This window comes from Amycolatopsis sp. NPDC051371 (assembly GCF_040682155.1).
Lineage (GTDB): Bacteria > Actinomycetota > Actinomycetes > Mycobacteriales > Pseudonocardiaceae > Amycolatopsis.
The window spans coordinates 237,314-248,443 of sequence record NZ_JBFBAG010000009.1 but is presented as its reverse complement, the minus strand read 5'-3'; the positions used below and the strand labels follow the sequence as shown (position 1 = coordinate 248,443).

The window sequence follows — 11,130 nt, the reverse complement described above, 5'->3', positions numbered from 1 at the left end:
ACCCACAGCGCCCCAATGTGGCCTTGGTTGCGTTGAACGCACCCAAGGCGGCCTTCGGTGCGTTCAACGCACCGAAGGCCACATTGGGGCGCTCGAGGACTGGACTTGCGGGTCCAAAAATCCCTGGGCACGGTGGAGTCATGTCACTCGATCAGTACTACCTCCTCGGCCGCTCGGGCCTGCGCGTCAGCCGGCTCGCGCTCGGGACGATGAACTTCGGCACCGGCGGTTTCCACGCCGCCTACGGGAAAACCGAGGACGAGGTCCGCCCGATCTTCCGCAAGTACCTCGACGAGGGCGGCAACTTCCTCGACACCGCGGACTTCTACACCGCGGGCGAGAGCGAGACCATCCTCGGCCGGCTCATCGCCGAGGCGAACGTGCGCGACCGCGTCGTGCTCACCACGAAGTTCACCAACAGCGTCGACCCCGGCGACCCCAACGCCGGCGGCAACGGCCGCAAGCACATGATCCGCGCGCTCGAAGCGTCGCTGCGCCGCCTGGGCACGGATTACGTCGACCTCTTCCTGCTGCACACGTGGGACCGGCTCACCCCGGTCGAGGAGGTCGTGCGCACGCTCGACGACCTCGTCCGCGCCGGCAAGATCCGCTACGCGGGCCTGTCGGACGTGCCGGCCTGGTACGCGGCGCGAGCCCAGAGCATCGCCGAAGCGCATTCACTCACGCCGATGATCAACCTTCAGCTGCCGTATTCGTTGGTACAGCGGGAAATCGAGACCGAGCACGTCCCGATGGGACAGAGCCTCGGCCTCGGCGTCACGGCGTGGAGCCCCCTGGCCGGCGGCTTCCTGACCGGCAAGTACCGCGACGGTGGCGCGGGCCGGCTCAGCGACGCGCAGACCTGGACCGAACGCGACTGGCAGCTGCTGAAGCCGCTCGAAGAGGTCGCGAGCAAGCTGGGCGTCACGATGGCCCAGGTGGCGATCAACTGGGTGGCCACCCAGCCCGGCATCGCGTCGGCGATCGTCGGGGCCAGCAGCGCCGGGCAGCTGGGCAAGAGCATGGCGGCGCTGGACTTCGAGATCCCGGCCGGGCTGCGGGCGGTGCTCGACGAGGCGAGTGCGGTGCCACCGGCGTCGGTGTACCGGATGTTCACGGCGCAGTACCAGAACTGGATCGTCAGCCCGGACCTGAAGATCGGCGACAAGCCGGAGGGGTACGCACCGGCCGTGCGGAACTGGTGAACGGACGCGGAGCGGCACCCGCCGCTCCGCGCACCCCGCTCAGCCCGAAACCACTTCGCCGCCCTGGATGATGTGGCGGAAGTGCTTCGGTTCCGCCAGCACCCCCAGGTCGTCCAGCGGATCTCCGTCCACCACCAGCAGGTCCGCGTGCGAACCCACGGCCAACGTCCCGATCTCCCCCGTCAGGTTCAGCAACTCAGCCGCCGTCGACGTCGCCGAGCGGATGACCTCCAGCGGAGCCTGGACTTCGCCGCGCAGGCGGAACTCGTGGTTCTGGTGGCGGTGCATCCCGCCCAGCAGGTCCGTCCCGTACACCAGCTTCACACCGCCGCGGGCCGCGCGCTCCAGGGCCGCCATGCCCGCGCCCAGGACCTCGTCGACCTTGCGCCAGCTCGCCTCCGGGAGGCCGTGCTCGCGGCCCTCCTCCTTCAGCGCCCAGTACGTCACCAGCGTCGGCACCAGGTACGCCTCCTGCGAGAGGAACAGCGAGACGCTGCGGTCGTCCAGCAGGTTGCCGTGCTCGATCGAGCGCACTCCCAGTTCCAAAGCACGGTTGACGGCTCGGGCCGTATAAGCGTGCGCCGCCACGTAACGGTTGGCCGCCGTCGCCTCCTCGACGATCGCGCTCAGCTCTTCCGCCGAGTACTGCGTCGAGTCGATGCGGTCGGTCGGGGACGCGACGCCGCCCGAGGCCATCACCTTGATGTGGTGGGCGCCCTTGCGCAGCTCGTCGCGGGCGGCCGCGCGGACCGCGTCGACGCCGTCGGCCACCCGGCCGAGGCCCGCGCAACACGGGTGGTCGTCCTTCGCGTGCGTGCCGCGGGTGCGGCTGTCGCCGTGCCCACCCGTCTGGGACAGCGCGCGCCCGCAGAACAGCAGCCGCGGCCCGCGGAACAGCCCCTCCGCCTGGGCGTCCGCGAGGCCGTAGTCGGCACCCGACGCGTCGCGGACCGTGGTGAACCCGCGGTCGAGCATCCGGCTCATCGTGCGGGCCGCGTGCGCGGCCTCGTAGAACGGTGACGACGACGACAGCGAGCCCAGGTCCGCCGTCGACGCCGTGACGTGCACGTGCGCGTCGACCAGCCCGGGCAGGACGACCGCGCCCCGCACGTCCAGCTCAGGCACGTCGGCCGCGGCGAGCCCCGGCCCCACCTCGACGATGCGGCCGTCGGCGGAACGCAAGTCGCCTTCGTAGTACTCCCCGGACAGCGGGTCGAGCAGCCGGGCGTTGCGCAGTACCAGGGATCCGGTCACCGGTTCTCCTTCTCCAGGTCGAGCAGGGCGGACACGGCCAGCGGCGCGAGCGATTCGGCCACCACCACCGCATCGTCGTCGTAGGTGCCTTCCGCGTCGAGGATGTTGAGCACCCCGAGCGTCCGGCCGCCGGCGATGACGGGCACGTTGATGATCGAGCCGCAGCCGAGCCCTTCGATCAGGTCGTGGTCGGCGAAGATCTCCCGCACCGCCGCGCGGTCACGCCCGAAGTACGGCTCCTGCGCGGTGATGCACTTCTCGAGCCAGCCGGCCGCGACCTCGACGGTCTTCTCCCCGCCCACCGGGTACTCCGCCGGGTGGCTGCTGTGCACCCGCCGCAGCGCCCGGCGCTCCGGCACCCACGCGAGCACCGTGAACAGCCGCACGCCGATCGCGTCGCGCACCCGTTCCTCCACAGTGGACAGAGTCACTTCGTCATCTCCTTCGCGGCGCGCACCGGCGCGCCGTGTTCGGTCAGTTCTTCCAGGGACCGGCCGGCGGTGGACAGGCCGAAGACGAGCACGCAGAGCACGCCCGCCGCGAGGACGGCCGTCGTCAGGCCGAAGACGCCGGCGAACCCGAGGCTCGCCGAGGACAGGCCGATGATCGTCGGCGCGAGGATGCTGCCGACCCGGCCGAACGCGCTGGACAGGCCGGTGCCGCTGGCGCGGATCCAGGTCGGGAACACCTCGGGCGTGTAGGAGTACACGCCGGCGTAGGTGCCGTTGAGGAAGAACGACAGCACCGCCCCGGCGAGCGTGATCGACCACGGCGCGCTCGTCTGGCTCAGCCAGAACGCGCTCACGGCCGAGCCCGCGAGGTACAGCGCGATGGTGTGCTTGCGGTCGAGCCGTTCGGACAGCCACGCGGCGGAGAAGTACCCGGGCACCTGGGCCAGGTAGATGATGATCGAGAACTCGAAGCTCTTCGTCACCGTGATGCCGCGTTCGACGAGCAGCGTCGGGATCCACGAGAAGAAGCCGTAGTAGGAGAACGTGATCACGAACCAGACGGTCCAGATCACCGCCGTCCGGCGCCGCATCGCGGGGCTCCACAGGAACTTCAGCGCGCTGAAGAGGTTGACCTTCGGGGTTTCGGTGGCAGGCTGGGCGTCGGCGGGTGGCACCGGCGGGAGTGCCGTGCCGGTGGCCTTCTCGACGTCGCGTTCCAGCTTGGCGACGACGGTTTCGGCTTCGGCGGTCCGCCCCTGGGCGAGCAGGAACCGCGGCGACTCGGGCAGGGAACGCCGCCACCACAGCAGCATCACGATCGGCAGCGCGGTGACGAGCTGCGCGATCCGCCAGCCGTCGTCGAACGACGGCACGACGAACCGGCCGATCAGCGCGGCCGCCACGAAGCCGAAGGAGAAGAAGCCGGCGAGCGCGCCGACGAACCAGCCGCGCCGCTTGGCCGGTACGAACTCGGACAGGAACGGCGCGATGATGGCGCTTTCCGCGCCGGCGCCCGCCCCCGCGAGCACCCGCGCGCCGAGGAAGATCTCGTAGTTGGGCGAGAAGGACGCGATGACGGAGAACAGCGCGTAGAAGGCCAGCGCGTACATCATGACCTTCTTGCGGCCGATGCGGTCGCCGAGCAGGCCGGCCGCGATCGCGCCGAAGAGGAAGCCGAACGGCGTCGCCGAGCCGATCAGGCCGAGCTGGCCGTTGTCGAGGCCCCACGCTGCCTTGGCGCTGGGCAGCAGGAAGGCGACGACCGCCGAGTCCATGCCGTCGAAGGTGTAGCCGAGCCCGCCGATCAGCAGCAGCTTGTAGTGGGGCCGGCTGAGCGGGAGCCGATCCAGTCGTGCCAGCAGGGTCATGGGGGAACGCCTTCCGTGTCGGGCGCCGGGGAGTGCGGACAACGTATACTGCGTTTTCACGGTTTTGCAACGTTCATTGCAAGTCGACATCCCTGCGTTACGGTCTACGCGACCTGAGGGAGGGGACGAAGTGGCGGAAACCGACGACGGTTTCGAGGGCTGGCTACGGGACCGGCTGCCCGAGCGGGGGCTGCGGCCGAAATCGGCCGCCGTGCTGGAGGTGCTGGTCTCCCAGCCGAGGCGGGCCTCCTTCGGCTCGACGGCCGAGCTGGCGCAGCTCGCCGGCGTCAACGTCGCGACCGTGACGCGCACGGCGCAGGCGCTGGGCTTCGCCGGCTGGCCGGCGTTGCAGCAGGAGCTGCGGGCCCGGTACATGTCGTCGCTGAGCGCGCCGCAGGTGGCCGAGGAGCACCGCGGCGTCGACTCGCCGGGCTCGGCGTCGCTGCGCCGGGACCTCGACAGCCTCGCCCTGCTGAACCGGCGTTTCGACGAAGAGGTGCTCCGCGAGGTGGCCCGCGCGATCGCCGCGGCCCGCCGGACGCTGGTGATCGCCGACGGCAGCTACGCGGCGGTCGGCATCGCCTTCGCGCACAACGCGCGTCTCGCGGGCTACGACGTCCACGCGGTGACGGCGGGCGACGCGGAGCTGGCGAACCAGACGGCGAAGCTGACCTCGGACGACGTGCTGGTGGCGATCAGCTTCTGGCGCCTGTACGAGAGCACGGTCCTGGCGGCGAGCGAGGCGAAGAGCCGCGGCGCGCGGGTGTTCGCCGTGACGGACGCGGCCAGCCCGGCCCTGGCGGGCGCGGTGGAGCAGGTGCTGATGGTGCCGGCGGAGGGCGTGACGTTCTTCCCGTCGCTGACCGCGGGCATGGCGCTGGTCCAGGCGATCGTGGCGCAGCTGGCGGCGGTGGACCCGGCTCGGACGAGCGAGTCCATCGAGGCCGCGGAGGCGATGTGGTCGCGGTTCGACCTCCTGCACCGCCGCCCCTCGGCCAAGCCGGTGTGACCCGCGTCACGCGGCGACGGTTTTCCGCTCCCCCGGCGGTCTAGATCCGGTCCACACCGCATCGACCGCCGGGGAGTACCCATGTCCACCCAGTCCACCCAGACCACCGCCGTCGTCACCGGGGCCGGCCGCGGCTTCGGGCGCGCCATCGCCGCCGCGCTCGTCGCCGGCGGCCACACCGTCGTCGGCATCGCGCGCAGCAAGCCTGAGCTCGACGCCGTGCGCGAAGAGCTCGGCGCGGGCTTCGTCCCCGTCGCCGCGGACGCGACCGACGAGGCCCTCGCCGAAAGCGTCCTGCGCGAGCACCGCCCCGGCCTGCTCGTCCTCAACGCGGGAGCCGTGCCGCACATGGCGCCCGTGCACGAACAGACGTGGGAGACCTTCAGCCGCAACTGGCACGTCGACACCCGGCACGTCTTCGCCTGGACGCGCGCCGCACTCCGCGAACCGCTCGAAAAGGGCGGTGTCGTCGTCTCGATGTCGAGCGGGGCGGCCATCGGCGGGTCGCCGCTGAGCGGGGGGTACGCCAGCGCGAAGGCCGCGATCCGGTACCTGCGCGCGTACGCCGCCGACGAGTCGGAACGCGCCGGGCTCGGCCTGCGGTTCGCCACGCTCCTGCCGCAGCTGACCCCGCTCACCGGCCTCGGCACCGCCGGCGTCGAGGGCTACGCCGCGCGCAACGGCATCGACCGCGACACGTTCGTGAAGAACATGGAGTCGGTCCTGACGCCGGAGCAGGTCGCCAAGGCCGTCCTCGAGGTGGTCGACGGCGACGGCGCGGAATACCAGGTCAGCGGCACCGGGCTGCGTACGCTCTGACTGCCATGCCCGACTTCGCCGGCGAGACCGAGCCGTTCCGGCCCGAGCTGCTCGCGCACTGCTACCGCCTGCTCGGCTCGATCCACGACGCCGAGGACCTCGTGCAGGAGACGTACCTGCGCGCGTGGCGGGCCTTCGGCGGGTTCGAGGGCCGGTCTTCGGTGCGGCGCTGGCTGTACAAGATCGCGACGACCGCCTGTCTGACGGCGTTGGAGACCCGGGCCCGGCGGCCGCTGCCGTCGGGTCTGGGCGCGCCGGCCGACGACCACCGGGTGGCCGTCGCGGCGGCGGACCCGTCGGTGCCCTGGCTCCAGCCCATCCCCGACGCGCTGCTCGACCCGGCCGCCGTCGTGGCCGGGCGCGCCGGCGTGCGGCTGGCGTTCGTCGCCGCGCTGCAGCTCCTGCCCGCCCGGCAGCGCGCCGTGCTGACCCTGCGCGACGTGCTGGCGTTCCCCACCGGCGAGGTCGCCGAGATGCTCGGCACGACCCCGGCGGCGGTCGACAGCGCACTGCGCCGGGCCCGCGGCCGGCTCGCCGAGGCGGGCCCGGTGGAGGCGGACCTCGCCGAGCCGGCCGGGCAGGGCCCCTTGCTCGACCGGTACGTCGACGCGTTCGTCCGCGCCGACCCGGGCGCACTGGTGACGTTGCTGCGCGCCGACGTCGAGCTGGAGATGCCGCCGATCCCGACGTGGTTCACCGGCCGGGACGCGGTCGCCGGGTTCTTGGGCCGCCGCGTGCTGCGGCCGGGAGTCTGGCGCCTGGTCCCGGCACGCGCGAACGGCCAGCCGGCGCTGCTCGAGTACGCGACGACCGCGGACGGCCGGTTCGAGGCCCACGGCGTCCAGGTCCTGACGCTGATCGGCAGCAGGATCGCGCGGATCACGGCGTTCAACGACGCCTCCCTGGTCCCGGTCTTCGGCGCCCCGGCCATGCTGGGGTCATGAGTCCCCGCATCGGCCTGCTGTACCCGACTCGCGACTGCGGCGAGGACGACTTCGCCGCCTTGTGCCACCGGCTCGACCCGGCCATCGACGTCGACTTCGCCTACGTGGCCTGGGGTGCGGGCGTCGGGCGCGTCGACGAGCTGGACGCCGCGGGCAAGACGGCGGCCGTGCGGGAGCTCGGCGCGCCCGGACGCCTGACCACGGCCGCCGAGGACTTCGCCACGATCCCGGACGTCGTCAGCTGGGCCTGCTCCAGCTGCAGCTTCACCCGCGGCCTCGACGGCGCCCGCGAGCAGGCCGCGGCGCTGACCGCGCACCTCGGCGTCCCGGCGAGCAGCACGTCCCTGGCCTACCTGGCCGCTCTCGGCCACCTGGGGATCGACCGCGTCGCGCTCGCGTCCGTCTACCACCCGGACCTGACCGCGGTCTTCGCCCGATTCCTCGCCGAGGCGGGGGTGGAGACGGTGCACGCGATTTCGGCCGACGCGGCGTCCGACCGCGCGCTCGCCGCGTGGGACGGGCGGCGGATCACCGACCTCGTCGTCGCGGCCGACCACGGCGACGCGCAGGCGGTGCTCCTGCCCGAAACCGCGCTCCACACCACGCCGTTGCTCGCCGAGCTGGAGGACCGGCTCGGCAAACCCGTGCTGACGGCCACCGCCGTCACCGTCCGGGACGCCCTCGACCGGACCGGCGCCTCGCCGGAGCGTGCCGGGCTTGGAGCGCTCTTCGCGCCTGGGCCTAGGAACCCCCGCCCGCCGAGCTCATCCTCTTCGTGAAGCGCGCCGCGACGTCACGCAGCTTCGTGTTCGTGTGCTGCGACTCGACGATCAGGCGCTGCATCGCCGCGTCCTCGCTCACCCGGTGGATCAGCATCAGCATGCCCTTGGCCTGCTCGATCACCGCGCGCGTCTCCATGGCGTGCCGGAGCTCGTCGGCGAGCAGGCGGGCTTCCCGGTAGCGGCGGGTCAGCCGCAGGACGGTCTCCACGCACAACGTGAACAGCCGCAGCACCTTCGTGTCGAACTCGTGGTAGCCGTGGGCCCCGAAGCCGAACAGCGTGATCGCGCCGACGAGCGTGTCGTCCACCCGCAGCGGCACCGCCAGGTAGCTGCCGACGCCGAGTTCCTTGGCCGCGAGGACGAACTCGGGCCACCGCTCGCCCGTGTCGCCGACCGCGACCCGCACGACCTCGCCCGCGAGTGCCGCGAACAGGCCGGGACCGTCGCCCGCCGCGTACTGCACGTCGTCGATGCGCCGGGCGCGCTCGTCGGTGAAGGCCGCGGTCTGGGTCACGCCGTCGCGGACCACCACGATGCTCGCCAGGTCCGCGTCGGGCACCACCCGGACCGCCTCGCCGCAGACCGCGTCGAGCAACCCCGGCGTGTCGGACACCGACTCGAGGACCCCGACGAGATCGGCCAGGACGACGTTCAGCTCGTCGACCCGCTCCGCCATGCCGTCGCCAGTGGTCGGCACAGCCCCACCCCTCCCCATGCGTCAAGCGGCGAGCACGGGACAGAGCTCGCCAGCAGCGTCAGCAAAGACCACCGCTGGCGTTTCAACGGGTCCGGGAGAACTCTACCGGCCGCCGCGTCCGGTTCGGCGTCGGCCGCGCCGGGTGGTGTCCAGCCGCTGCGGCCGTCGGAGTGAGCCCGGTTTGCCGCCGCGCGCGGCGGGTACGCGATGCGGGCAGAGGGGGCAGGTGAGGAGGCCGTCATGGCCGAACAGGAGAACCACCACGGCTGGGCCCCGGACGTCGCGGGCGACGACCCGACGGCGGCCGAAGCCGCCGACAAGGCCCGCGAGGCGAGCGGCTCACGCGGCTCCGAAGTCGCCGCGGACAGGACGCAGTCCCCGACGGACATGGAGCCGGACTCGAGTGACAGCAGCCGCCGGGGCGCCGAGGAGATCGCGGCCGACGACGGCCGCGAAGCGGAGGGCCACAAGGGTGCGTCGCAGCGCCCGTACGGCTCGGTGGACTGAGCAACCGCACGCGGGCGCTGCGGAAGTCGCGCCCGGCGCCCCCGGTAACCACGCTAGCGGAGGGCACCGACAATTCCGGTGCCGGTCAGGCGTGGTCACCCGCCTTGTCCACAGTGCCGGTCCAGCGCCCCAATGTGGCGTTCGGTGCGTCTGACGCACCGAACGCCACATTGGGTGCGTCTGACGCAACCAACGCCACATTGGGCGCTCCGGCTACCTCGCGACCGCCTGCCAGCGCTGGTTGGCGCCGTTCGTCGGCCGGTACAACCCGATGCGGGCGCCGTCGTCCCGGGACTCGCCGGTGACGTCCAGCAGCTGGCCGTCCGCGGCGTTGACGAACGTCCACGTCCCGTCGCCCGTCGTCGACACCGTCCACTGCGAAGCCGGGTTCGACGTTCCCGCCGGTGCCAGCGTCACCGCACCGCCGGCCGTGCTGAGCACCTGGCCCGTTCCCACGGAAGAGATCGTGAACCGGTCGCGGTTGCCGTAGCGGCCCGTGCGGTCGGTCAGCGTCCAGCGCTGCGCGGCCGCCGACGCGTCCGTCGTGCGCTGGACCAGCGCGCCGCCCTCCGCCGACAGGGACTTGCCGCTCTGCACGCCGGTGAACGTGAACGGCTTGCCCGATCCCAGCCCGGTGCCCGCGGCCGTCGAGGAGACGCCGTCGACCAGGAACGTCGTCACCGAGCGCGCCGGGACCCGCAGCGTGGCGTGGGCCGACGTCACCCGGACGGCTATGCCGCGGCGAAGGGCACCGGTGACGTCGGTGACGACCGGCGTCACCGAAGCGCCGGGCCGGACGCACCCGAACCCGGACAGGTCCAGCGTGACGTCCTGCTCCGCCGTGCCCGAGTTGACGTGGACCACCGAAGACAGGTTCTCCCCGCGCATCGCGGCGGTCGACGCGGAGTCGTTCGACGCGATCAGCCGGTCACCCGGCCGGATGTAGTGGGTGAAGTTCCGCATGGTGTCGAACTTCGTGTTCGTCCGGATAGGACAATCGGAAGACTCGCAGTTGAACGGAACCTGGATCTCGCCCCAGTTCATCCCGGCCGCGGACTCCCCGCCGGGCTTCATGTTGTCGTAGTCTTCGATCGGCTGCCAGCTCACCCACGCGCTCGGTTCGAGCAGGCGCAGGTCGTCGGTGATCTGGCCGGCCAGCCCGAGCCCCGGGTCCATGCTGGTGAAGTCCTGCCGGTCGAGCCAGCTGCCGCCGACCTCGCTCATCCACAGCGGCTTCGACGCGCCCTTCGCGATGTCCCGCGGGATCGGCCGGTTGCCGGTGCCGTAGGTGTGGACGTTCAGCCGCCCGGCCGCCGTGCGAGCCGCGGAAGACCAGCCGTTCCAGTCCGCGGCGAAGATGTCCGGGTTGGTTTCGTCGGGTGCGGAAACCACCTTCCCGGGCAGCGCCGCGGCCATTGCCGGGATCAGCTGCGACTGGACCGACGGCCCGATGTGCGCACCTTCCTGGCGCCCGCCGGTCGGGTTGCCGTCGGCGCCGAGGGTCGTCTTCCAGTAGTTCGTGTTGGGCTCGTTCAGCGGGTTCACCGACGCGAACTTGATGCCGTGCGCGCGTTCCAACGTCCGCACCACCTGCGCCAAATACGCCGTGAAGTCACCGATCTTGTCCGGACGCAGCTGTTCGTCGGTCGCGGTGAAGCCGCCGGAGACGTACCCCGAAACGGTCTGGAAGTACGGCGGTGAGTTGCTGAACGCCTCCCACTTCGTGACGCGGTTCTTGATGCGGTCCACCCACCAGCGCTGGTTCGGGTCCGCGGCGGCGTTGAACTCGGCGGCGTCGCCGGGCGTCCACCAGTCCTTGTCGGCACGGGTCGTCCCGGCCGGCGCCTTCCACCAGCCCGGCACGGCGCCACCCGGACGCAGGTACGACGGGACGTCCGGGGCGTTGCCGCCGCCGATGTTGAACCGGGCGATGTTCAGGTTCAGCCCACCCGGTCCGAAGACCAGGTCGGCCAGCTTGTTCCGGACCGAGTCGGGATAGCCGCCGGTCGCCTCGGCCATCCACGCCAGGCTCGAGCCCCAGCCCTCGAATGGCTGCTGCCGGTAGGCCGGGTCGGGCTTCACGGTCACCGCGGT

Annotated in this window: 11 protein-coding genes; 6 read left to right on the top strand and 5 right to left on the bottom strand. The window is 72.0% G+C overall.

Annotated features, from left to right (window positions below; genetic code table 11):
* Window positions 1-140 precede the first annotated feature (140 nt).
* On the top strand, window positions 141-1,205 hold the full coding sequence (locus tag AB0M59_RS14700; protein ID WP_364614199.1) for an aldo/keto reductase: 1,065 nt from the start codon (window positions 141-143) through the stop codon (window positions 1,203-1,205).
* 39 nt (window positions 1,206-1,244) lie between these two features.
* Here AB0M59_RS14700 and AB0M59_RS14695 read toward each other — a convergent pair whose 3' ends face one another.
* Genes AB0M59_RS14695 through AB0M59_RS14685 form a run of 3 tightly spaced genes read right to left on the bottom strand, consistent with a single transcriptional unit; the run spans window position 1,245 to window position 4,278 of the window.
* Entirely contained in the window at window positions 1,245-2,459 is a 1,215-nt protein-coding gene (locus AB0M59_RS14695; RefSeq protein WP_364614196.1) for an amidohydrolase family protein, read from the bottom strand.
* The gene (locus tag AB0M59_RS14690; protein ID WP_364614193.1) at window positions 2,456-2,890 is read right to left on the bottom strand and encodes a GAF domain-containing protein; all 435 of its coding nucleotides are present in this window, start codon (window positions 2,888-2,890) and stop codon (window positions 2,456-2,458) included. Before AB0M59_RS14690 ends, AB0M59_RS14695 begins: the two co-directional genes overlap by 4 nt.
* Window positions 2,887-4,278: an MFS transporter gene (locus AB0M59_RS14685; RefSeq protein WP_364614190.1), complete on the bottom strand. Its 1,392-nt coding sequence runs from the start codon at window positions 4,276-4,278 to the stop codon at window positions 2,887-2,889. Before AB0M59_RS14685 ends, AB0M59_RS14690 begins: the two co-directional genes overlap by 4 nt.
* A 130-nt stretch (window positions 4,279-4,408) precedes the next feature.
* Here AB0M59_RS14685 and AB0M59_RS14680 point away from each other — a divergent pair, with 130 nt between their 5' ends.
* The 4 genes from AB0M59_RS14680 (at window position 4,409) to AB0M59_RS14665 (ending at window position 7,829) form a co-directional block, all read left to right on the top strand.
* Window positions 4,409-5,287, top strand: a complete 879-nt coding sequence (locus AB0M59_RS14680) for a MurR/RpiR family transcriptional regulator (RefSeq protein WP_364614187.1) — start codon at window positions 4,409-4,411, stop codon at window positions 5,285-5,287.
* An 81-nt stretch (window positions 5,288-5,368) separates the two neighbouring features.
* Window positions 5,369-6,106 carry an SDR family oxidoreductase gene (locus AB0M59_RS14675; protein WP_364614184.1) on the top strand — a complete coding sequence of 246 codons (738 nt, stop codon included), beginning with the start codon at window positions 5,369-5,371 and terminating at the stop codon, window positions 6,104-6,106.
* Between the two features lie 5 nt (window positions 6,107-6,111).
* Window positions 6,112-7,050 carry an RNA polymerase subunit sigma-70 gene (locus tag AB0M59_RS14670; protein WP_364614181.1) on the top strand — a complete coding sequence of 313 codons (939 nt, stop codon included), beginning with the start codon at window positions 6,112-6,114 and terminating at the stop codon, window positions 7,048-7,050.
* Window positions 7,047-7,829: a decarboxylase gene (locus AB0M59_RS14665; RefSeq protein WP_364614178.1), complete on the top strand. Its 783-nt coding sequence runs from the start codon at window positions 7,047-7,049 to the stop codon at window positions 7,827-7,829. The genes AB0M59_RS14670 and AB0M59_RS14665 overlap by 4 nt, the downstream gene beginning before the upstream one ends.
* Here the strand turns inward: AB0M59_RS14665 and AB0M59_RS14660 are convergent.
* A complete protein-coding gene (locus AB0M59_RS14660) occupies window positions 7,792-8,508 on the bottom strand; it encodes a GAF and ANTAR domain-containing protein (RefSeq protein ID WP_364614237.1) in 717 nt (238 codons plus the stop codon). The two genes, AB0M59_RS14665 and AB0M59_RS14660, sit on opposite strands and share 38 nt — an antisense overlap.
* Window positions 8,509-8,769: 261 nt before the next feature.
* Here AB0M59_RS14660 and AB0M59_RS14655 point away from each other — a divergent pair, with 261 nt between their 5' ends.
* A complete protein-coding gene (locus AB0M59_RS14655) occupies window positions 8,770-9,036 on the top strand; it encodes a hypothetical protein (RefSeq protein WP_364614175.1) in 267 nt (88 codons plus the stop codon).
* Between the two features lie 213 nt (window positions 9,037-9,249).
* Here AB0M59_RS14655 and AB0M59_RS14650 read toward each other — a convergent pair whose 3' ends face one another.
* Entirely contained in the window at window positions 9,250-11,124 is a 1,875-nt protein-coding gene (locus AB0M59_RS14650; RefSeq protein WP_364614172.1) for an RICIN domain-containing protein, read from the bottom strand.
* Between the last annotated feature and the right edge of the window lie 6 nt (window positions 11,125-11,130).